Annotated in this window: 20 protein-coding genes; 13 read left to right on the top strand and 7 right to left on the bottom strand. The window is 74.8% G+C overall.

Annotation, left to right across the window (positions count from 1 at the left end; genetic code table 11):
- Nucleotides 1-24: 24 nt before the first annotated feature.
- Together ABT247_RS07110 and ABT247_RS07105 are read left to right on the top strand one after the other, a co-directional pair.
- A complete protein-coding gene (locus ABT247_RS07110) occupies nt 25-564 on the top strand; it encodes a nitroreductase family protein (protein ID WP_502892398.1) in 540 nt (179 codons plus the stop codon).
- A 107-nt stretch (nt 565-671) separates the two neighbouring features.
- Nucleotides 672-1262, top strand: a complete 591-nt coding sequence (locus ABT247_RS07105) for a GNAT family N-acetyltransferase (RefSeq protein WP_350739214.1) — start codon at nt 672-674, stop codon at nt 1260-1262.
- A gap of 21 nt (nt 1263-1283) precedes the next feature.
- Here the strand turns inward: ABT247_RS07105 and ABT247_RS07100 are convergent, their stop codons facing one another.
- The 3 genes from ABT247_RS07100 to ABT247_RS07090 all read right to left on the bottom strand — a co-directional run bounded on the left by ABT247_RS07100 (nt 1284) and on the right by ABT247_RS07090 (nt 4033).
- Nucleotides 1284-2240, bottom strand: coding sequence for an aldo/keto reductase (locus tag ABT247_RS07100; RefSeq protein ID WP_350739212.1), 957 nt, complete (start codon nt 2238-2240; stop codon nt 1284-1286).
- A 79-nt stretch (nt 2241-2319) separates the two neighbouring features.
- Complete coding sequence (locus tag ABT247_RS07095) at nt 2320-2958, bottom strand: GDSL-type esterase/lipase family protein (RefSeq protein ID WP_350739209.1); 639 nt, start codon at nt 2956-2958, stop codon at nt 2320-2322.
- Between the two features lie 136 nt (nt 2959-3094).
- A complete protein-coding gene (locus ABT247_RS07090; protein ID WP_350739206.1) occupies nt 3095-4033 on the bottom strand; it encodes a LysR family transcriptional regulator in 939 nt (312 codons plus the stop codon).
- A gap of 108 nt (nt 4034-4141) precedes the next feature.
- On the opposite strand from ABT247_RS07090, the gene ABT247_RS07085 reads away from it, so the two are divergent.
- From ABT247_RS07085 to ABT247_RS07070, 4 genes are all read left to right on the top strand, one after another.
- The gene (locus ABT247_RS07085) at nt 4142-5032 is read left to right on the top strand and encodes an NAD-dependent epimerase/dehydratase family protein (RefSeq protein ID WP_350739203.1); all 891 of its coding nucleotides are present in this window, start codon (nt 4142-4144) and stop codon (nt 5030-5032) included.
- Nucleotides 5029-5925, top strand: a complete 897-nt coding sequence (locus ABT247_RS07080) for an aldo/keto reductase (RefSeq protein ID WP_350739200.1) — start codon at nt 5029-5031, stop codon at nt 5923-5925. Before ABT247_RS07085 ends, ABT247_RS07080 begins: the two co-directional genes overlap by 4 nt.
- A gap of 177 nt (nt 5926-6102) precedes the next feature.
- On the top strand, nt 6103-7617 hold the full coding sequence (locus tag ABT247_RS07075; protein ID WP_350739197.1) for a carbohydrate binding domain-containing protein: 1515 nt from the start codon (nt 6103-6105) through the stop codon (nt 7615-7617).
- 214 nt (nt 7618-7831) lie between these two features.
- Nucleotides 7832-9244, top strand: a complete 1413-nt coding sequence (locus tag ABT247_RS07070; RefSeq protein ID WP_350739194.1) for an SDR family NAD(P)-dependent oxidoreductase — start codon at nt 7832-7834, stop codon at nt 9242-9244.
- Nucleotides 9245-9410: 166 nt separating this feature from the next.
- Here the strand turns inward: ABT247_RS07070 and ABT247_RS07065 are convergent, their stop codons facing one another.
- Complete coding sequence (locus ABT247_RS07065; RefSeq protein WP_350739192.1) at nt 9411-10154, bottom strand: SDR family oxidoreductase; 744 nt, start codon at nt 10152-10154, stop codon at nt 9411-9413.
- Nucleotides 10155-10267: 113 nt separating this feature from the next.
- On the opposite strand from ABT247_RS07065, the gene ABT247_RS07060 reads away from it, so the two are divergent.
- The gene (locus tag ABT247_RS07060; protein ID WP_350739189.1) at nt 10268-11002 is read left to right on the top strand and encodes a TetR/AcrR family transcriptional regulator; all 735 of its coding nucleotides are present in this window, start codon (nt 10268-10270) and stop codon (nt 11000-11002) included.
- A 160-nt stretch (nt 11003-11162) separates the two neighbouring features.
- Here ABT247_RS07060 and ABT247_RS07055 read toward each other — a convergent pair whose 3' ends face one another.
- Both ABT247_RS07055 and hemC read right to left on the bottom strand, forming a co-directional pair.
- Complete coding sequence (locus tag ABT247_RS07055) at nt 11163-11681, bottom strand: VanZ family protein (RefSeq protein ID WP_350739186.1); 519 nt, start codon at nt 11679-11681, stop codon at nt 11163-11165.
- Nucleotides 11682-11806: 125 nt separating this feature from the next.
- On the bottom strand, nt 11807-12742 hold the full coding sequence (gene hemC, locus ABT247_RS07050; RefSeq protein ID WP_350739183.1) for a hydroxymethylbilane synthase: 936 nt from the start codon (nt 12740-12742) through the stop codon (nt 11807-11809).
- A gap of 377 nt (nt 12743-13119) precedes the next feature.
- Here hemC and ABT247_RS07045 point away from each other — a divergent pair, with 377 nt between their 5' ends.
- The 4 genes from ABT247_RS07045 (at nt 13120) to ABT247_RS07030 (ending at nt 16866) form a co-directional block, all read left to right on the top strand.
- On the top strand, nt 13120-14325 hold the full coding sequence (locus ABT247_RS07045; protein ID WP_350739180.1) for a cytochrome P450: 1206 nt from the start codon (nt 13120-13122) through the stop codon (nt 14323-14325).
- Nucleotides 14326-14455: 130 nt separating this feature from the next.
- A complete protein-coding gene (locus tag ABT247_RS07040; protein ID WP_350739177.1) occupies nt 14456-15613 on the top strand; it encodes a type III polyketide synthase in 1158 nt (385 codons plus the stop codon).
- Nucleotides 15610-16272, top strand: coding sequence for an NUDIX domain-containing protein (locus tag ABT247_RS07035; RefSeq protein ID WP_350739174.1), 663 nt, complete (start codon nt 15610-15612; stop codon nt 16270-16272). The genes ABT247_RS07040 and ABT247_RS07035 overlap by 4 nt, the downstream gene beginning before the upstream one ends.
- A gap of 153 nt (nt 16273-16425) precedes the next feature.
- On the top strand, nt 16426-16866 hold the full coding sequence (locus ABT247_RS07030; RefSeq protein WP_350739171.1) for an SHOCT domain-containing protein: 441 nt from the start codon (nt 16426-16428) through the stop codon (nt 16864-16866).
- Nucleotides 16867-17045: 179 nt separating this feature from the next.
- On the opposite strand, the gene ABT247_RS07025 is transcribed toward ABT247_RS07030, so the two are convergent.
- Entirely contained in the window at nt 17046-19508 is a 2463-nt protein-coding gene (locus ABT247_RS07025) for a Tex family protein (RefSeq protein ID WP_350739168.1), read from the bottom strand.
- 356 nt (nt 19509-19864) lie between these two features.
- Between ABT247_RS07025 and ABT247_RS07020 the strand changes: the two genes are divergently transcribed.
- The gene (locus ABT247_RS07020; RefSeq protein WP_350739164.1) at nt 19865-20764 is read left to right on the top strand and encodes an aminoglycoside phosphotransferase family protein; all 900 of its coding nucleotides are present in this window, start codon (nt 19865-19867) and stop codon (nt 20762-20764) included.
- Nucleotides 20765-20971: 207 nt separating this feature from the next.
- Nucleotides 20972-21604: a TetR family transcriptional regulator gene (locus tag ABT247_RS07015; RefSeq protein ID WP_350739161.1), complete on the top strand. Its 633-nt coding sequence runs from the start codon at nt 20972-20974 to the stop codon at nt 21602-21604.
- The last annotated feature ends 51 nt before the right edge of the window (nt 21605-21655 follow it).

Below are 21655 nucleotides of genomic sequence, written 5' to 3'. Positions count from 1 at the left end.
GCCGCCGGCACCGTCCTGGCCGAGGTGGTCGACGTCAGGGAGATGGCGAACAGGAAGTCGTTCCAGCAGAAGATGAAGACGACCGCGCCCAGCGGTGCGCACGTCCAGCCCTGGCGGTTCGTGGTGGTCACCGACCCGGAGCGCAAGCGGCGGTTGCGCGAGGCCGCGGAGGCGGAGGAGCGCGAGTTCTACGGCCACCGGGCCTCGGCGGAGTGGCTGGCCGCGCTGGCGCCGATCGGCACCGACTGGCACAAACCGTTCCTGGAGGACGCGCCGGCCGTGATCGTGGTGTTCGAGGTGCACAAGGGGCCGCAGTCGCCGCGGCCCTACTACACCAAGGAGTCGGTGGGGATCGCGGTCGGACTGCTGCTGGCCACGCTGCACCAGGCCGGGCTGGCCACGCTGACCCACACGCCGAGCCCGATGAGGTTCCTGAACGAGGTGTGCGACCGCCCGGCCGAGGAGCGGGCCGCCTACGTCATCCCGGTCGGGTACCCGGCCGAGGGAGCGCGGGTGCCGGATCTGCGGCGCAAGGAGCTCGACGAGGTGATGGTCCGGCTCTGACCGCCGGCCGTGCGCCGGATGCACGGGTGCGCCCGACGCGCCCCCGGACGGCGGCGGGCGCGGGTGCCGGATGGTGACAGGTCCGGGCCAAGGACATAATCGCCGCCATGACGCGAGGACAGCCACAGCCCTGTGGCCCACTGGAGGTCTCCCCCGGGCGGCCGCCCGAGCTGCTCCGGCTGCCCGGCGGCCTCCGCCTGCACCGCCGGCGCAGTACCCACGCGGCGGCGCTGAACCGGGCCGTCCGCGCCGACCTGGACCATCTGCGGCCCTGGATGGAGTGGGCGGCCGAGGCCCCGACCCGGGCGCGGACGGCGGAGCTCACCCGGGCCGGCGCCGCCGCCTGGGAGGCCGGCACGGACTTCATGTACCTGGCCGGCCTGGACGCCGAACCCGGCCGGGTGATCGGCGCCTTCGGCCTGCACGGACGGATCGGCCCGGGCGCCCTGGAGATCGGCTACTGGGTCGCCGCCCGGCACGTCGGCCGCGGCATCGCCACCGCCGCGGCCGGTGCGCTGACCGAGGCCGCGCTGGCGCTGCCCGGGATCACGCGGGTGGAGATCCGCTGCGACCAGGCGAACCGCGCCAGCGCGGCCGTCCCCCGCAAGCTCGGCTACCGGCTGGAGCGGGTCGCCGAGGTCGCCGTGCGGGCCCCCGGCGAGACCGGCCGGCAGCTGGTCTGGGTCATGGAGCGCTGAGGGCGCGGCCCGCGGCGGCGGTCAGCTGTAGCGCCCGCCCTCCGCGGCCGGCAGCGCGTCCAGCTCGGCCAGGTCCGCCGCCGAGAGCCGGACCTCGGCCGCGGCCACGTTCTCCACCAGGTAGCGCGGGGTCTTGGTGCCCGGGATCGGGAAGACGTACCGGCCCTGGGCCAGCACCCAGGCCAGCGCGACCTGCGCGGGCGTCGCGCCGACCCGCTCGGCGATCTCCCGGACCTTGGCGACCAGCGCCAGGTTCGTCTTCAGCGCGTCCTGCTGGAAGCGCGGCAGCCGGCGGCGGAAGTCGTCCTCGGGCAGGTCGTCGAAGGAGGAGATGCTGCCGGTCAGGAAGCCGCGGCCGAGCGGCGAGAACGGCAGGAAGGCGATGCCCTGCTCCTCGGTGTACGGCAGCACGTCGGCCAGCACGTCCCGGGTCCACAGCGACAGCTCGGACTGCACCGACGCGACCGGGTGCACCGACTGGGCCCGCTTGATCTCCTCGACGGTCACCTCGGACAGGCCGATCCGCAGCGCCTTGCCGGCCTGGACGGTCTCGGCCAGCGCTCCCCAGGTCTCCTCGATCGGGACGTCCGGGTCGACCCGGTGCAGCTGGTAGAGGTCGACGTGGTCGGTGCCCAGGCGGCGCAGGCTGTCGTCGATCGAGCGGCGGACGTGCTCGGGCCTGCCGTCCCGGGCGGTCGCGCCGGCGCCGCCGGGGACGATGCCCACCTTCGTCGCCAGGAAGGCGCGCTCGCGGTGGGGGCCGGCCAGCGCGGCGCCGACCACCTCCTCGTTGGTGAAGGGGCCGTACATGTCGGCGGTGTCGATCAGGGAGACGCCGAGGTCGAGGGCCTGGCGGATCACGCCGACCGACCTCTCGTCGTCGCGGTTCCCCACGTCGTAGGCGAAGGTCATCCCCATGCAGCCGAGGCCGATGACGCCGACCTCGGGGCCGTTGCTGCCGAACGGGGCGTTGCGCATGCCAGTGCTCCGATTCCTCTGTTGGACCAGCGTGGATTGGATCAACGCGTCCAGCTTTCACCTTCGAGTGCACTCAAGGTCAAGCCCGACCCGGCCGTGGCTCGATCCAGTCGCCGAAGCCGCCGTCGAGCACCAGCTGCGCGAGCCGCGCGTAACCGCCGGCGCCGGGGTGGGCACCGTCCGCCGCCTCGGCCTCGGCCGTCCAGGTCGGGTCGCCGGCCAGCGCCTCGGTGACGTCGACGAACGGGACGCGGTGCGGGGCGCAGATTCCGGCCATCGCGGGGACGAGCCGCCGCAACCGCTCCAGGTGGTCCGCGCCCATGCCCACCACCGGGGGCGGGCCGACCACCAGGGCGGCGATGCCGCGCTCGCGGGCGCCGTCGAGCAGGGCGGCGAGGTGGGCGAGGGTGTCCTCGTGCGCGACGCGGGTCGCGCCGCCCTCCGTCACCGCGTCGTTGGCTCCGAAGGAGAGCACCAGCCGGTGGTCCGCGCCGGGGAGGGTGCGAGCCTCCGCCTCGGCCCAGCAGCGCTGCCGCACGTGCGCCGAAGTGTCGCGCCGGACACCGAGGTTGAAGGCGGTGGCGTGCGGCGCGGCGGCCTGCAGCACCCGGCCGACCCAGCCGCGGAACTCCGGGTCGCCGAGGCCCTGGACGAAGGAGTCGCCGAGGAAGTGGATCCGCGGGCCGCCGAAGGGATCGTTCGGATTGCGTGGGGTCATCGGGCCACCGTAGAGGTGCGGGCGGAGCGCGCGCCTCCGGGTTTCACCTCGCCCGCGTCCGGCGTCCCACCTCGCCCGCGTCCGGCTGCTCCGCCTCCTGGGCGTCCGCGTCCGGTTCCTCGGCCTCCGCCACCGCCTACGCCTCCGCCTCCTCCGCCAGAGCCTCCGGTTCCGCCGCGAGCCGGGCCGCCAGTTCCTCCGCCAGCCGCGCGGCGGGCCCGCGGCGGCGGCGGGAGAGGGCCACGCCCAGGTGCCGGCGCGGGCCGGGCTCGGCGAGCGGGAGGGCCACCAGGTCCGGATGCCCGGTCAGCCCGATCTCGGGGATCAGCGCGATGCCGACGCCGGCCCGGACCAGGGACTGGGCGAACTCGTAGTCCGTCGCGGTGCAGGAGATCCGCAGGTCGACGCCGGCCAGGGCGGCATGGCGGGCGAGCTGGCCGGCCGACTTGCGGCAGCCCAGGATCCAGCGCTGGTCGGCGAGTTCGGCCAGGTGCAGCGGCTCGGGCCGGAGCCGGTAGCCGGCCGCCACCGGGTGGTGGCGGGGCAGCACGACCCGCAGCGGGTCCTCGCCGAGCGGTGACCAGTCCAGACCGGAGCGGTCGCCGGGGCGGGCGGGCGGTGGGCCGTCCAGGTGGTAGGCGAGGGCGAGGTCGGCCCGCCCCTCGCGGACGGCGGGCAGGCTCTCCTCCGGTTCCGCCTCCAGGATCGTCAGTTCCACGTCCGGATGATCGGCGACGAAGCCGCCGAGCGCCCCGGGCAGCAGGCGCCGGCCGCCGCTGGCGAAGGCGGCCACGACGAGGGCGGTGCGCTCGGCGGTCAGCTTCCCGATGCGCTGTTCGGTGTCGGCCAGTTCGGCGGCGATCGCGTCGGCGGCCTCCACGAGCAGGCGGCCCGCCTCGGTGAGGGTGACCCCGCGTGTGGAGCGCTCCACCGCGGGCGCGCCGAGGCCTCGTTCCAGTGCGGCGATCTGCTGCGAGACCGCCGAAGGGGTGCAACGCAGCGCGGCGGCAGCCTGGTTGAAGCTGCCGCAGCGGGCGACCTCGCGCAACACCGCGAGCCGCTGGACGTCGATCAACAGTTCTCCTGATGACGGGGGCTTTCGATCGACACTACCGCTGTCGGCCGGTGCGCGGCAGGCTGATCACCGGAAACGGACAGCACCGGACCGGGAGGGAACGAGAACGTGGACGTGTGCGTGATCGGCGGCAGCCGCCACTTCGGAAGACGGCTGGTCGAGGAACTGCGGGACGCGGGCGCCAGGGTGACCGTCGTCAACCGCGGCTCGACACCCGCCCCGCCGGGGGTGACCCACCTGCGCGCCGACCGCGACGACGAGACCGCGCTGCGGGCGGCACTCGCCGGGCGGCGCTTCGACGCCGTGGTCGACCAGGTCTGCTACACGCCCGTCCAGGCGGCCGCGGCCGCGCGGGTCTTCGCCGACCGCACCCCGCGCTACGTCATGACCTCCACCGTCGAGGTCTACGCCCACCTCGGCCGCCCCGGCGGACCGGCCCTCGCCGAGTCGGCCCTCGACCTGTCGGCCGAGCCGGTGGACCACCGACTCCCCTGGCACGACCAGGCGTTCCTGGCGGACCACTACGGCGAGGGCAAGCGCCAGGCGGAAGCCCGGCTCACCCGGCAGGCGCCGTTCGGCGTCGTCACCGTGCGCACCGCGCACGTCCTCGGCGGATCCGACTTCACCGGACGGCTGGCGCACTACGTGGAGCGGATCGAGCGCGGCCTGCCGATCGCCGTCCACCCCGCACCGCAGCGCGCGTCCTTCGTCTCCGCGCCGGAGATCGCCCGCTTCCTGGCCTGGGCCGCGGCGGCCGACTTCACCGGTCCGGTCAACGCCGCCTCCCACGGGACGCTGGACGTCCGCGAGTTGTGCGCGGCCGTGGGGCGGGAGACCGGCACCGAGCCGAGGCTGGTCGCCGCGGCCGGAGAACCTCCCTCGCCGTTCTCCTTCGACCGCAGCTACCCGATGGACACCGGCCGGGCGGCCCGCCTCGGCTTCCGCTTCTCCCCGATCACCGACTGGCTGCCCCAGGCCGTCAAGGAGTCCCGCCGATGACCACCACCCCTGCCGCGACCCGTGCCATCGGCGGAACCCCGGTGAGCGCCATCGGCCTGGGCGCCATGCCGCTGTCCGTGGAGGGCCGCCCGGACGAGGACCAGGCGCTCGCCGTGATCCACGCCGCCCTGGACGCGGGCGTGACGCTGATCGACACCGCCGACAGCTACCACTGGCACGCCGGCGAAGTCGGCCACAACGAACGCCTCGTGGCCCGGGCGCTCGCCGCCCACCGCGGCGGCTCGGACGGGGTGCTGGTCGCCACCAAGGGCGGCCGGGGCCGCCCGGGCGACGGCACGTGGACGGTCGACGGCCGCCCCCGCCACCTGCGCCGCGCGGCCGAGGCCTCCGCCGCCCGCCTGGGCGTGGAGAGCATCGGCCTCTACCAGCTCCACAAGCCCGACCCGGACGTCCCCTTCGCCGACTCCGTCGGCGCGCTGCGGGAGCTCGCCGACGCCGGCACCGTCCGGATGGTGGGCCTGTCCAACGTGGACTGCGGGCAGATCCGCACCGCCCACGCGATCCTCGGCCCACGCCTGGTCTCCGTGCAGAACCGGTTCTCCCCCGCCCACCAGGCCACCCGCGACACCCTGGACCTCTGCACCGAACTCGGCCTGGCCTTCCTGCCCTGGAGCCCGCTCGGGGGGATCTCACCCAGCGCCGTCGACGACCCGGGCACCGCCGCGCCCAGCACGGACACCCCCTTCCACGCCCTCGCCCGGGCCCGCGGCGTCAGCCCCCAGCGGATCTGCCTCGCCTGGCATCTGGCGCAGTCCCCGGCCGTCGTCCCGATCCCCGGCGCGCGTCGGCCGGCCTCCGTCCGCGACTCGGCCGCAGCGGCCGGACTCGCGCTCTCCGCCGAGGAGCTGGCGGAACTGACGCCCCATCCTTAAAACGCCCCTAAGAGCCGCCCCCGACGGGATCCCGGACGCCGGAAGCGCTTGACGCGCCAGCTGGTCTAGTCCAGTTTGATCCTCAGCACCGCGCTCCCCCGCACCGGACCAGCCCCCACGCTGCCGCCTGCCCCGCGCCCGCCCGGCGCGGGCGGCCCCGTCCCGAGAGGCACCCCCATGCCCAGCGCGCTCCGACCCGCCCCCGCACACCGCCGACCGACCGGCCGGACGGCGGTGCTGAGCCTCACCACCGCCACCGTGCTCGCCGCCGGCGCCCTCGCCGGCCTGGCCGGGAACGCCGGCGCCGCCGACGGCAACCTGCTCGCCAACGCCGGGTTCGAGAGCGGCGCCCTGGCCCCCTGGAACTGTTCCGCCGGGACGGGCAGCATCGTCGACTCCGGCGCGCACGGCGGGAGCCACGCGCTCAAGGGGGCGGTGAGCAACGGCGACACCGCGCAGTGCGGGCAGACCGTGGCCGTCCAGCCCAACACCGCCTACCGGCTGAGCGCCTGGGTCCAGGGCCAGTACGTCTACCTGGGCGCGACCGGCAGCGGCGTCACCGACCCGGCCACCTGGACGGCCGGCGGCCCCGGCTGGCAGCAGCTGTCCACCGCCTTCACCACCGGCCCGGCCACCACCAGCGTCACCGTCTACCTGCACGGCTGGTACGGGCAGGGCGCCTACCTGGCCGACGACATCACGCTCACCGGCCCCGGCGGCGGCCCGAGCACCCCACCGCCCACCGGGACGCCCACCGGCACACCGACCGGGACACCCACCGGCGGCCCGACCACCACCCCGCCGCCGAACGCCGCCCTGCCCGTCGCCCCGTACATCGACATGGGCGCCTGGCCCACCCCGTCGATGCCGGCCATGGCCACGTCCGGCGGCGTCAAGGGCTACACCATGGGCTTCGTCACCGGCGTCGGCTGCAAGGCCAGCTGGTTCAACGCCTACGACCCGCGCACCGGCTGGGCCAAGGACCAGGTCGACGCGCTGCGCTCGGCCGGCGGCGACGTCAAGCTCTCCTTCGGCGGCGCCAGCGGCACCGAACTCGCCGCCGCCTGCGGCTCGGTGGACTCCCTGTTCGCCGAGTACGACGCCGTGGTCAGGGCCTACGGCCTGCGCTACGTCGACTACGACATCGAGGGCGCGGCGATCGCCGACACCGCCTCCAACGACCGCCGCTCCGCCGCGCTCGCCAGGCTCCAGCAGGCCCACCCCGGCCTGAAGGTCTCGCTCACCCTGCCCGTCCTGCCGGAGGGGCTGACCAGCGAGGGCGTCGCGATCGTCAAGTCCGCCCGGGACGCCGGAGTCGACCTCGACCTGGTGAACGTCATGGCGATGGACTACTACCGGTCCGGCACCGACTACGGCAACGCCGCCGTCCAGGCCGCCCAGTCGCTCTTCGGCCAGCTCAAGGCGCTCTACCCGGCGAAGACCGACGCCCAGCTGTGGGCCATGGTCGGGGTCACCCCGATGATCGGCGAGAACGACGACCACCAGATCTACTCCCAGGCAGCCGCCCAGCAGTTGGTGGCCTTCGCCCAGCAGCACCACCTCGGCCTGCTGGCCTTCTGGGACGCCACCCGGGACGCCAACGCCTGCACCGGCGGCTCGCTGTCGAAGTGCACCAACATCCCGCAGCAGCCCTACGAGTTCGCGAAGATCTTCAGCCGGTACACGGGCTGAGTCCGCGTCCGAGGGGGCACCGACGTCCGGGGTGCCGGTGGGCCGGGGGGCCGCCGGCACCCCGGCGCGTGCGACCGGGAGGCACGGTGCGGGGTGGATCCGGCGGGCTCCGGAGCGGGCCGACCGCCCGGTGACGCCGGGGAGAAATTGACATCTCATCGGCCTGGGCCGTCGATTACAGTCCGTCCCACCTGTACGGCACGAGGGGGCGGACATGACGGTCCGGGACGACCACGACCAGCTCAGCACGATCTTTCCGACCGGCGACGCCGCCCGCGCGGCCGGCTTCACCCCCGAGGAACTCGCCGCGTTCAGCAGCACGCTCGGCCGGCTGCGCGCACTCCCCGCACACGACCGCACCCGGCTGCACGTCGAGCGACAACTCAGCTCCTTCGTCCTGGAGAGCCGCAAGCGCCGCCGCCAGGAGGCCAGGCAGACCGCCCGGGAGGCCGACGCCGAGCTGCTCGCCGCCACCGCGACCGGCGCCCGCGACCGCCGCGAGGACGCGCCGCTCACCCCGGCCGCCACCGGACCGGTCGGCGAGCTGCTGACCCCGCGCAGGTGCTACGTCTGCAAGCGGGCGTACCGCCAGGTCGACGGCTTCTACCACATGCTCTGCCCGGACTGCGCGGCCGACAACACCGCCCGGCGGGGCCTGAGCACCGACCTGCGGGGGCGCCGGGCGCTGCTCACCGGAGGACGGGTGAAGATCGGCTTCCAGCTCGCGCTGATGCTGCTCCGGGACGGCGCCGAGCTGATCGTCACCAGCCGGTTCCCCCAGGACACCGTCCGGCGCTTCCGCGCCGCCGAGGGCAGCGAGCTCTGGTGGGACCGGCTGAGCGTGGTCGCCGTCGACCTGCGCGACCCGCGCCAGGTCCTCGGGTTGACCGAGGAGTTGCGGGCGGACGGCCGCCCGCTGGACATCCTGGTCAACAACGCCGCGCAGACCCTGCGCCGTCCGCCGGAGTCCTACGCCCTGCTGGCCGCGGGCGAGTCCACCGCGCTGCCCCCGGCCGACCGCCGGGCGATCACCCACGCCCCCGGCTTCCGCCCCTTCTCCGGTGCGGCGGCCCAACTCCCCTCGGGCGGCGGCGGATCACTGCTGGACCTCACGGACGAGGCCGGGCTGCTTCCCGACCTCGCGCCGGCCAACTCCTGGTCCGCCACCCTCGGTTCGCTCGACCCGGCCGAGGTGCTGGAGACCCAGCTGGTCAACGCCCTGGCCCCGGCCCTGCTCTGCGACCGGCTGCTGCCGCTGCTGCTCGCCTCCGCCCACCCGGCCCGCTACATCGTCAACGTCACCGCCGTGGAGGGCCGGTTCGCGGTCCGCAACAAGACCGCGCGCCACCCCCACACCAACATGGCCAAGGCCGCGCTCAACATGCTCACCCGCACCAGCGCGGCCGACCTCGCCACCCGGGGCGTGCACATGTGCGCCGTCGACACCGGCTGGATCACCGACGAGAACCCGGCGCCGAAGAAGACCCGGATCGCCGCTCGGGGCTTCCGCACTCCGCTGGACATCGTGGACGGCGCGGCCCGGGTGTACGACCCGATCGTGCGCGGCGAGGCGGGGCATCCCATGTCGGGGGTGTTCCTGAAGGACTACCGGGTGGCGGAGTGGTGACGCGCCGCGAGCGGTAGCAGGCGGGCCGGCCCGGGCCACGCGGGGTCCGGGGCCGGCCTCCCTGGGTCGGTCCGGGCCCGGCCGCGCGGGGTCGGTCCGGCCCGGGGCGGCTCCGGTTCGGCCCGGGGCGGCTCCGGTTCGGCCCGGGGCGGCTCCGCCGGTGGACTCAGCGGCCGGTGGGCAGGTTGGCCCCGCCGGTGCAGTCGAGGACCACGCCGGTGACGAAGGTGTTCGCCGCCAGCATGTGGATCGCCCGGGCCACGTCCTCGGGGCGGCCGACCCGCCCGACCGGGGTGGTGGCGGCCAGCCCGTCGAACAGTGCGCTGCGCTGCTCGGAAGGGACGCGGTCCCACCACGGGGTGTCGATGACACCGGGCGAGACGGCGTTGACCCGCAGCGGGGCCAGCTCGACGGCCAGTGGCGGCACCATCGCCTCCAGCGCACCGTTGATGGCGGCCAGACCGGCGGTGCCGGGGATGGCGGCGCGTGCGGAGGCAGCGGTGATCAGGGTGACCGAACCGTCCTCGCGCAGATGCGGCAGCGCCGCCTGGAGGACCCGGACCTGCGCCCAGAACTTGGCGTCGAACCCGGCGGCGAGGTCGGCCAGGTCGAGCCCGGCGAAGGGGCCGCTGCCGGCCGCGCCGCTGACCGCGACCACCAGGTGGTCGACGCCGCCGAGTTCGGCGAAGAAGGCGGCGAGGGCGGCCGGGTCGGTCGCGTCCACCTGCTGACCGGTCGTCCTGCCGCCGATCCGCTCCACGGCGGAGTCCAGCCGCTCGCGGCTGCGGCCGGTGATCACGACCTCGGCGCCGTCCGCGGCGAAGGCGGCCGCAGCCGACTCCCCGATGCCCGAGCTGCCGCCCATCACGACGACGCGCTGTCCGGCGAAGGGGTTTGACGCAGTGCTCATGGTGGTGGGCCTTTCCGGCTTGTCCGGGTCATTGTCGAGACCGCTGGTTCCGGCAATGATGCTTGTCGAGACTGCTAGTCTTGTCAAGCGGCGATGACGAAAGGGGCACCACGATGAGCAGGACCGACCCCCGAACCGGGTCCGGGGCCGGCGCGGGCGCGGGCGCAGACGCCCGGGACGACTCCCGCGAAGCATCCCGGGGCGCCTCCGCAAGCGAGCAGGGACCGTCCGCGCGCCCCCACACCGGCCGCCGCCGCAACGAGGCCGCCCAGCAGGCGATCCTGGACGCCGCCCTGCGGCTGCTGGCCGACTCCGACGGCACACCCGTCACCGTCGACGCCATCGCCCGCACGGCCGGCGTGGGCAAGCAGACCGTCTACCGCTGGTGGCCCTCCAAGGGCGCGGTGCTGCTCGACGCCCTCACCGACCGCGCCGACCAGGACGTCTCCGGCCCGGACACCGGCGCCCTCCGCAGCGACCTGCGCGCCTTCGTCGCCACCACCTTCGCCGCCGCCCAGCGCGGCACCACCGCCTCCGCGCTGCGGACGGTCGTCCGCGAGGCGGCCCGCGACCCCCACCTGGCCGAACTGATGCAGACCTTCACCGCCACCCGCCGGACCGCCCTGCGCGACCTGCTGGCCCGGGGGCGCGAGCGCGGCGAACTCGCGGCGGACGCCGACCTCGACCTGATCGTCGACCAGGTCTACGGGGTGTTCTGGTACCGCTTCCTACTCGGGCACGCGCCGCTGGACGGGACCGTCGCGGAGCACCTGGCCGACACCCTGGTCAACGCGAACCGAGCCCCTCAGGAGGTCGGCCGGGCGGGCACCGACCACCGGCCGCGCTGAACACGCGGGACCGTGCGCGCGGGAAGTCGGCGGGTCCGACGTCCCGCGCAGCGGAGTTCACGCGGTACGGCGGCGGCGACGGCGGTGGGCGACCGCCAGGGCGAAGGTGATCGGCCCCCGGCGCACCGCGGGCCCGATGCCGACCCGGGCCGCGGCTCCGTCACACCGACGGCACCCGGGCCCGGGCCCTGGTCACCGTCCGCCCCACCGGCCCCGCCACCAGGCCCAGCGCCGCACCCAGCACGACCCCCTGCACCCCGTCCCAGACGTCCTGCACGTCGCAGCTGCGCCCGATCGCCGGCACCGCGTACTGCAGCGCCGACACCGCGAACGGCAGCGCGGCGGTGCCCAGCAGCGCCACCGCCGCCCGCCGCCGCGTCCCCGCCAGGGCCGCGGCGAAGCCCACCGGGGCGTAGGTCGCCAGTTTCAGCTCGATGTGCCGCACGTGCAGCAGTTCGTACGGTGAGCGCGGCCGGCCGCCGCGCACCGTGCAGTGCCGCACGACGGCCTCGGACAGCCGGAAGGCCTCCGGCAGCAGCGTCGCCACGACCACCCCGCCGAGCCCGAGCAGCAGCAGGAAGCCGACCACCCAGTGGGCCCGGAGCAGCCGCCCCACCGGCCGGTTCAGCAGAGCCGCCGGCACCAGCGAGAGCAGCAGCCCGGGCCAGAAATTCGGCATCCCGCCGAGCACCGCACTGATCACGCCTCAACGGACGCCCCGGACACCCACCCGGTTCTCCGTCGCTCTCCCCCGCCGGAGCCCGCCGGAGCCCGCGGAAACCGGGCGCCGGAGCAGGGCCGTGCTCAGTGCGGGATCGCGGCGATCAGCTCCTGCGCCCCCTGCCGCTTGAGCGCCAGCGCGACCGAGGTGCCGAGGTCCTCGGGGCTGAGCGCGCCCGCCCACTCGTGGGCGTCCAGCACCCGCTTGCCGTCCGGGCTGAAGACCCGGCCGCGCAGCGAGAGGCGGCCGTCCGCCTCGGCCTTGGCGTAGCCGGCGATCGGGCTGTTGCAGTGCCCCTGGAGCGCGTGCAGGAACATCCGCTCGGCCGCCGCCTCGCGCCAGGTGTCGTGGTGGCCGAGCCCGCTCACGGCCTCGATGGTCGCGGTGTCGTCCTCCCGGCACTGCAGCACGAGGATGCCGGCGCCGATCGGCGGGCACATCCCCTCCACGCCGAGGACCTCGGTGATCCGCTCCGGCTCGCCGATCCGCTCCAGGCCGGAGACGGCGAGCAGCAGCGCGTCGACGTCCCCGGCCGCCAGCTTGGCCAGCCGGCTGTTGGCGTTGCCGCGGATCGGGACGCACTCCAGGTGCGGGTGGGAGGCGGCGAGTTGGGCGATGCGGCGGACGGAGGAGGTGCCGATCCGGGTGCCCGCCGGGAGTTCGGCGAGGGTCAGGCCACCGGGGTGGACCAGTGCGTCGCGGATGTCGTCGCGGCGCAGGTAGGCGGCGAAGACGGTGCCGGCGGGCAGCGGGCGGTCGGCGGGCACGTCCTTGAGGCAGTGCACGGCGACGTCGGCCTCCCCGGCGAGCAGCGCGGCGTCGACCTCCTTGGTGAACGCGCCCTTGCCGCCCAGCTGGGCGAGGTCTCCGGTCCAGCGGTCGCCCGAGGTGGTGACCGGCACCACCTCGGTGCGCAGGGCCGGGTGCAGGGCGGCGAGTTCGGCGCGGACCCGCTCGACCTGGGCGAGCGCCATGGGCGAGGAGCGGGAGACGATGCGGATCAGCTCAGCGGTGGCCATGGCGCGATGATAGGCGTTCGAACGGCGGCGGTTGGCGGCGCGTCAGCCGTGCGGCGGACGGCGCGGCGGAGAACCACCCGGCCGCCCGTACCGCCGGACCCGCGGCGGACCGCCGGACCCGCCCCGGACCACCGGACGGTGCGGTAGCCGCCGAATCCGCCGGCCGGTCGCCGAGGTGCCGCCCGGCGATCCGCCAAGTACCGCGGCAGCGGGGGCAATTCGCATGACAATCAGCCATCTCACTCGATGGAGGGAACAGTTCGGCGAACTCACATCTTTGCCAACCCATGGGGGAACATCTGCATGTCCGCGCCGGAACGGTGACGAACCGCTCGGACACCAACGCCCCGGCACGACAAGGACCATTGGACAGGCCCGTGACCACCACCACCCCCGTGTGGGACTGCCCCTTCCACCACACCGACGGTCTGGAGTTCGACCCCCTCCTCAAGCGGCTGCTCACCGAGGCCCCGATCGCCAGGATCCGACTGCCGCACGGTGCGGGCGAAGCCTGGCTCGCCACCCGCTACGAGGACGTCAAGGTGGTCACCACCGACCGCCGGTTCAGCCGCGCCGCCGGCATCGGGCGGGACCTTCCCCGGATGACGCCCGCCCCGATCGCCCAGGCCGAGGCCATCAACCTGATGGACCCGCCCGCCCACAACCGGCTGCGCCGCCTGGTCGCCCAGGGCTTCACCAACCGCCAGGTGGAACGGATGCGCGCCCGGACGCAGGACGTCGTCAGCGGCTACCTGGACGAGATGGAGGAGCACGGCGCCCCGGCCGACCTGGTCCGCTTCCTGTCCAGCCGGCTCCCGCTGCACACCATCTGCGAGCTGCTGGAGATCCCGCCGGAGGACCGCGCCCGGCTGCGGACGTGGGCCGTCGCCATGATGCGGATGGGCCCGGGCAGCCGGAAGGGCCAGGAGGAGGCCAAGGCGGGACTGCGCGGCTACTTCACCGAGCTCACCGCCGCCCGCCGCGCCGATCCCGGCGAGGACCTGATCAGCGCGCTCGCCACCGCCCGCGACGGCGACGAACTGCTGGACGACCAGGAGTTGGCCGTCATGGCGATGGTGCTGCTGGTCACCGGCCACGACACCAGCACCTACCAGCTCAGCAACATCACCTACACCCTGCTCACCCACCCCGAGCAGCTCGCCAAGCTCCGCGCCCGCCCGGAGACGCTGCCGCAGGCCCTGGAGGAGCTGCTGCGCTTCATCCCGTTCCGCCAGGGCGTCGGCATCGCCCGGGTCGCCGTCGAGGACGTGGAGCTGGGCGGGGTGCTGATCCGGGCCGGCGAGGCCGTGCACGTCTCCTACCTCACCGCCAACCGGGATCCCGCCGTGTACGAGCGGCCCGACGAGCTGGACCTCGACCGCGGCGCGCCCACCCACATGGCCTTCGGTCACGGCCAGCACCACTGCCTCGGCTCGCACCTGGCCCGGATGGAGCTGCAGGTCGCGATCGGCACCCTGCTGCGGCGCTTCCCCCGGCTGCGGCTGGCCGTCGCGCCGTCCGAACTCGACTGGGACTCCGGCTCCATCTGGCGGTTCCCGCAGGCCCTGCCCCTCGCCTGGTGACCTCCCGCTCCCGGCGCGCCTCCCGCACGGCCGCCGGGCGCCTCCCGCACACCCTTCCACGCACATCACCGGCCACCGCCCGGCCGTCCGCCGCCGGCCCGCCACGGCCGCCCCCACGGGGAGACCCACCATGGCAACACTCTGCCGCCCCGCCGTCGCCGTGCCCGAGCACGTCATCACCCTCGACGAGACCCTCGACCTGGCCCGCACCCTGCACGCCGGCCACCCCCGACTCGGCCTGGTGCTGCGGCTGATCGAGAACACCGGGGTGCGCACCCGGCACCTGGTCCAGCCGATCGAGCAGACCCTCACCCACCCCGGTTTCACCGTCCGCAACCGGGTGTACGAGCGGGAGGCCAAGGCCCGCGTCCCCGCGGTGGTCGAACGGGCCCTGGCCAACGCCGAGGTGCCGGCCCGGGACATCGACCTGATCGTCTACGTCTCCTGCACCGGCTTCATGATGCCGTCGATGACCGCCTGGCTGATCAACACCATGGGCTTCCGCTCCGACACCCGCCAGGTGCCGATCGCCCAGCTCGGCTGCGCGGCCGGCGGCGCCGCCGTCAACCGGGCGCACGACTTCTGCCGCGCCTACCCCGGCGCCAACGTGCTGATCGTCGCCTGCGAGTTCTGCTCGCTCTGCTACCAGCCGAGCGACCTCGGCGTCGGCTCGCTGCTCTCCAACGGCCTGTTCGGCGACGCGATCGCCGCCGTGGTGATGCGCGGCCACGGCGGCACCGGGGTGCGCGTCGAGCGCAACGGCTCCCACCTCGTGCCGGACACCGAGAACTGGATCTCCTACGGGGTCGAGGACACCGGCTTCCACTTCCAACTGGACAAGCGGGTGCCCGGCACGATGGAGCTGCTCGCGCCCGCGCTGCGCGGCCTGGCGGGCCAACACGGCTGGGACGCCTCCGGACTGGGCTTCTACATCGTGCACGCGGGCGGCCCGCGGATCCTCGACGACCTCTGCCGCTTCCTCGACGTCGAGCCGGCGGTGTTCCGCTACAGCCGGGCCACGCTCACCGAACGCGGCAACATCGCCAGCGCCGTCGTCTTCGACGCCCTCGCCCGGCTGTTCGCCGACGGCGGCGCGCCCGAGGGCGCGCCGGGGCTGATCGCCGGATTCGGACCGGGCATCACCGCCGAGATGTCGCTGGGCAGTTGGGTGGGCGCCCCGGCCGACCGGGGGCACAGCCGACCGCTCGCCGTCGCCACCCCCGACATCGCCCTCGTCCACCAGAGCGCTCCCCGCCGTTTCCCGGCCGGCACTACGATCACCGAATGACCGACACCACGGACCGCACCGGGAGCACGGAAAGCACCGGGAGCACGGAAAGCACCGGCACCACCGACCGCACCGGCACCGGCGAGACCGGCGCAACCACCGGGACCGCCGGATCCGCCGAACTCGCCGCCCTCTTCCCCGCGTTGCACGCGCCGCAGTACTGGGCCTGGGGCCGCTACGACGCGCAGTTCTCCACCGTGCTGCCGCCGGACGACCTGGTCACCAACATCCACCTGGTCGGCTTCGCGGACGGCGGCGTGGTGCTGTGCCGGGACGACCGCGACCACTGGTTCCTGCCCGGCGGCACCCGGGAGCAGGGCGAGTCCGTCGCCGCCTGCCTGGCCCGCGAGCTGCGCGAGGAGGCCGGCGCCCGTCTGCTCGGCGAGCCGGCCTGGCTGGGCGCGCACCGCTGCCGCACCGACGACCCGGTGCCGTACCGGCCGTGGCAGCCGCACCCGGAGAAGGCCTGGCTGTGGGGGTGGGCGGAGGTCGCCCTGGACTCCACGCCGACCAACCCGGCGGACGGCGAGCAGGTGGTAGAGGTCCGGGCCGTCCCGGCCGCCGAGGCGCAGCGGCTGCTGCTCACCGGGCACGACGGGTGGTGGGGCGAGCTGATCGGCCTCGCGGTGGAGCTGCGGGAGCGGGCCCGACGGGGCTGAGGCGCCGCGCCGGGCCGTCGGCGGAGGGGTTCCGAGGGCTGCGCCTGAGGCCACGGGGGCTTCGGCGGCCGTGGGGTCCCGGGGCTGCGGGGGCTCACCGGAACGGTGGAACACCGGACCACGGTGTCCGTTTTGCGGTGATATGACTCAACCATGGACACCTACCCGTTGGCCGTCCCGCTGGCCGCCGACTACCCCCTGCTCAACATCTTCTGGACGATGCTGGAGCTCTTCCTCTGGGTGCTCTGGTTCTTCCTGCTGTTCAAGATCATCACGGACATCTTCCGCAGCCACGACCTCAGCGGCTGGGGCAAGGCCGGCTGGCTGATCCTGGTGATCCTCCTGCCACTGCTCGGCGTCCTCGTCTACCTCATCGCCCGCGGCCAGAGCATGGGCAAACGGGACCTGGAACAGGCCCAGCAGGCCGACGCAGCGGTCCGGGCGTACATCCGGGACGCGGCCGGGACGCCGGCGGAGGGCGGCGGCGGCGGTGGAAGCCACGTCGAGGACCTGGCGAGGCTGGCGGACCTGCGCGACCGGGGCGCCATCTCCGACGAGGAGTACCGGAAGGCCAAGGACAAGCTCCTGATGTGACCGGACGCGACGGCCGGGGCCGGTGGGCGCATCCCGCACCCACCGGCCCCGGCCGTGTCGGCCACCGCCGCTACCGCCCGCTCAGCGCCGTCCGCTCAGCGCCGTCCGCTCAGCGCCGACCGCTCAACGGTGGCCGCTCAGCGCCGGCTGCTCACCCCCGGCTGCTCAACACCGTCCGCTCAGCGCCGACCGGAGCGCCGACCGCCCGAGCCGCCGTCGCCACCGCCGGTCAGGCCCGCGCGGCGCAGCGCGTCCGCCATGGCGCTGTTCGCGGGCGCGCCGCCGCCGAAGCCGCCCCGGTCACCCTGGCCGCCCCGGTCCCGCCGGTCCTGGCCGCCGCGGCCGCCCTGACCGCCCTGACCGGGACCGCGCCGTTCCTGGCGGGGCGGGCGGGCCTGCCGGTCGCCCCGGTCGCCGCCGCGGTCGCGGCCGACCTCGTCGTCCAGCCGCAGGGTGAGCCCGATCCGCTTGCGCGGCACGTCCACGGAGAGCACCCGGACCTTGACGATGTCCCCGGGCTTGACGACCTCGCGCGGGTCCTTGACGAAGTTCCTGGACAGCGCGGACACGTGCACCAGGCCGTCCTGGTGGACGCCCACGTCGACGAAGGCGCCGAAGGCGGCGACGTTGGTGACCACGCCCTCCAGCACCATGCCGACCTCGAGGTCACCGATCTTGTCGACGCCCTCCTTGAAGACGGCGGTGCGGAAGGCCGGGCGCGGGTCACGGCCCGGCTTGTCCAGCTCGCCGAGGATGTCGGTGACGGTCGGGACGCCGAAGGTGTCGTCGGCGAAGTCCTCCGGGCGCAGCGCGCGCAGCCGCTCGCCGTTGCCGATCAGCTCGCGCAGCTCCCCGCCGGTCGCGGCGAGGATGCGGCGCACCACCGGATAGGCCTCCGGGTGCACGCTGGAGGCGTCCAGCGGGTCGTCCCCGCCGGGGATGCGCAGGAAGCCCGCGCACTGCTCGAAGGCCTTGGGGCCGAGCCGGGCGACGTCCTTGAGCTGCCTGCGGGTGCGGAACGGGCCGTTGGCGTCACGGTGGGCCACGATGTTGTCCGCCAGCGTGGCGGTGATGCCGGAGACCCGGGTGAGCAGCGGCGCCGAGGCGGTGTTGACGTCCACTCCGACGGCGTTGACGCAGTCCTCGACCACGGCGTCCAGCGAGCGGGAGAGCTTCACCTCGCTCAGGTCGTGCTGGTACTGGCCGACGCCGATCGACTTGGGGTCGATCTTGACCAGTTCGGCCAGCGGGTCCTGGAGGCGGCGGGCGATGGAGACCGCGCCGCGGATCGACACGTCCAGGTCCGGCAGCTCCTGGGAGGCGAACGCGGAGGCCGAGTAGACCGAGGCGCCGGCCTCGCTGACCATCGCCTTGGTGAGCTTCAGCTCGGGGTGGCGCTTGATCAGGTCCTCGGCGAGCTTGTCGGTCTCCCGGGAGGCGGTGCCGTTGCCGATCGCGATCAGGTCGACGTCGTGCCTGCGCGCCAGCGCGGCCAGGGTGCCGAGGGCCGCGTCCCACTTGTTGGCGGGCTGGTGCGGGTAGATCGTGTCGTGGGCGACGACCTTGCCGGTGGCGTCCACCACGGCGACCTTCACGCCGGTGCGGAAGCCCGGGTCCAGGCCCATGGTGGCGCGGGTGCCGGCCGGGGCGGCCAGCAGCAGGTCGCGCAGGTTGGCGGCGAACACGCGTACCGCCTCGTCCTCGGCCTCGGCGCGCAGCCGGGCGCGCAGGTCGATGCCGAGCCGGACCAGGATGCGGGTGCGCCACGCCCAACGGACGGTGTCGACCAGCCACTTGTCGGCCGGGCGGCCGCGGTCGGCGATCCCGAAGCGGGCCGCGATGCGCTGCTCGTAGTCGTTGGCGCCGGGCAGGTCGCCCTCGGACTCGCCGTCGTACGGAGAGAGTTCGAGGTCGAGCACCTCCTCCTTCTCGCCGCGCAGCATCGCCAGGATGCGGTGCGAGGGGAGCTTGGTGTAGGGCTCGGCGAAGTCGAAGTAGTCGGCGAACTTGGCGCCGTCGGCCTCCTTGCCGTCGCGGACCCTGGCGACCAGCCGGCCCCGGGTCCACATCCGCTCGCGCAGCGAACCGACCAGGTCGGCGTCCTCGCCGAAACGCTCGACCAGGATCGCGCGGGCCCCCTCCAGCGCCGCCGGGGCGTCCGCCACCGACTCGTTGAGGTACCCGGCGGCCAGCGTCGCCGGGTCCTGCGCCGGGTCGGCGAGCAGGGTGTCGGCCAGCGGCTCCAGACCGGCCTCGCGGGCGATCTGCGCCTTGGTGCGCCGCTTGGGCTTGAACGGCAGGTAGATGTCCTCCAGCCGGGCCTTGGAGTCGGCGGCGAGCACCTGGGCGCGCAGCGCGTCGTCCAGCTTGCCCTGGGCCTCGATCGACTCCAGGACGGCCGCCCGGCGCTCCTCCAGCTCGCGCAGGTAGCGCAGCCGCTCCTCCAGGGACCGCAGCTGGGAGTCGTCCAGCGAGCCGGTGACCTCCTTGCGGTAGCGGGCCACGAAGGGGACGGTCGCGCCGCCGTCGAGCAGGTCGACGGCCGCCTTCACCTGCCCCTCGCGGACCCCCAGTTCCTCGGCGATCTTCCGCTCGATCGCCTGCTGGGCCCGGTGGGCCCCCTGTTCGACTGAGGTGGTCACGAAGCCGGTCACCTTCTCCTTCAGTGCTTTCGCCGTACGCCCTGCATTCTGGCAGGTACCGGTGACGGCACCCGGCCGCACCCGGGGCAGCGGGCGTGGCGCGGCCCGGCGGCGCTCCCAACCCGGCGCGAGCGGGGCCCAGTTGGAGGGTTCGGGTCACGCCGGCGGGAGCGGGCCGCTCCGCCGCCCTGGCCACCGCGGGGCGCACTCGCCGCGTGTCTGCCGCGTGTCCGCCGTGCGTCTGCCGCCCGTCCCCCGCCCGTCTGCCGCCCGGACACCATTTCCTCACGTCATCGGGCCCGGTAGTTCCGGGATTCCGGCTGAAGGCCGGAGGCCCGCGCTGTACGCTGCCGGGCATGTGCGCTGCCGCCCGGATGCACCCCGAGGAACCGGTCGTCGACGCGGCCCTGGTACGGCGGTTGGTCTCCGCCCAGTTCCCCGAGTGGGTGGGCCTTCCCGTCACCCCGGTCGGGTCCGCCGGGGCGGACAACGCGATGTTCCGGCTCGGGCCCGAACTCGCCGTCCGGCTGCCCCGGGTGGAGTGGGCGGCCGGGGACGTCCGCCGGGAACACCGGTGGCTGCCCGGGCTGGCACCACGGCTCCCGCTGCCCGTGCCCGTACCGGTCGCCGTCGGCCGCCCCGCCGCGGGCTACCCGTGGGAGTGGTCGGTGCTGCGCTGGCTCGACGGCGTGAACCCGGCGGTCGGCGCCCTCGCCGCCCCCGGATCGCTGGCCCGCGACCTGGCCGGCTTCGTCAACGCCCTGCGCGCGGTCGACCCGTCGGGCGCCCCGGTCGGGCCCCGCAGCGTCCCGCTCGCCTCCCGGGACGGCGCCACCCGCGCCGCGATCGCCCAGCTCGCCGGAACCATCGACACCGCGGCCGCAACCGCCCTGTGGGACAAGGCCCTCCGGCTCCCCGAGTACGACGGCCCGCCGGTCTGGATGCACGGCGACCTCACCCCGGGCAACCTGCTGCTCTCCAGAACCGGCCGGCTCGCCGCCGTCCTCGACTTCGCCCTGATGGGCGTCGGCGACCCCACCGCCGACCTGATCGCCGCCTGGTACCTGCTCCCGGCCTCCGCCCGCCCCGCCTTCCGGGCCGCCCTGCACGTGGACGACGCGATGTGGGCCCGCGCCCGCGCCTGGGCCTTCTCCATCGCCCTGGTGACGATCCCCTACTACCGGCACACCGACCAGGCCCGCACGGCCAACGCCCGGTACGTCGTCCGCGAGGTCCTCGCCGATCGCGGCAGGTGACCGGCGGCTGCCCGGACGCCGGCTCCGCGGGCCCTCCCGCACCGGGTCGCCCCCGGTCCCGCTCGCGCCGCCAACGGCACGGGTCGGCCAGGCCGTTGGAATGCTTGACCGTCCTCGCGCTCGGGCGCCCACCTCTTCCCACTGCCGACGATGCCGAACCAGGTCAGAAACCTGCCCCGGTCAACTCCGGCTGCTAGCCTGGTCCGCATGAGTGGACTGCGGGAGCGCAAGAAGGAGCGGACGCGGCGGGCGATCTCCGAGGCGGCCATCGCGCTGTTCCTGGAGCACGGCTTCGACCAGGTGTCGGTGGCGGACGTCGCGGCCGCCGCCGAGGTCTCCAAGCCGACCCTGTTCAGCTACTTCCCCAGCAAGGAGGACCTGGTCGTCCACCGCTTCGCCGACCACCAGGACCAGGCCGCCGACGTGGTCCGGGGCCGTGGCGCCGACGAGTCGGCGCTCGACGCCCTGCGCCGGGACTTCCTGGACGGCCTGGCCCGGCGCGACCCGGTCACCGGCCTCAACGACCACCCCCAGGTCCTGGCCTTCACCGGCCTGGTGTACGGCACCCCGAGCCTGGCCGCCCGGGTCGGCGCCTACACCGCCCGCGCCGAACAGTCCCTCGCCGACGCCCTGCGCGAGGACCCCGACCTCGCCCCGCCCCACGAGCTCACCGCTCCCCTGCTCGCCGCCCAGGTCACCGCCACCCAGCGCGTCCTCGCCCTGCGCACCTGGCACCGCATCCACCACGACGGCCGCACCGCCGACGAGCTCCACCCCGAGGCGGTCGCCGCCGCCGACCGCGCCTTCGACCTGCTGACCCGGGGCTACGCCGGCGCCTGAGCCCCCGGGCCGGTCACCGACCGGGGGCCGGTGGCGGCGCCCCTACACTCC

The sequence above is a fragment of the Kitasatospora sp. NPDC001539 genome, assembly GCF_040298565.1.
Lineage (GTDB): Bacteria > Actinomycetota > Actinomycetes > Streptomycetales > Streptomycetaceae > Kitasatospora.
The sequence above is the reverse complement of the archived record's forward strand: the minus strand, read 5'-3'. Positions and strand labels throughout refer to the sequence as shown.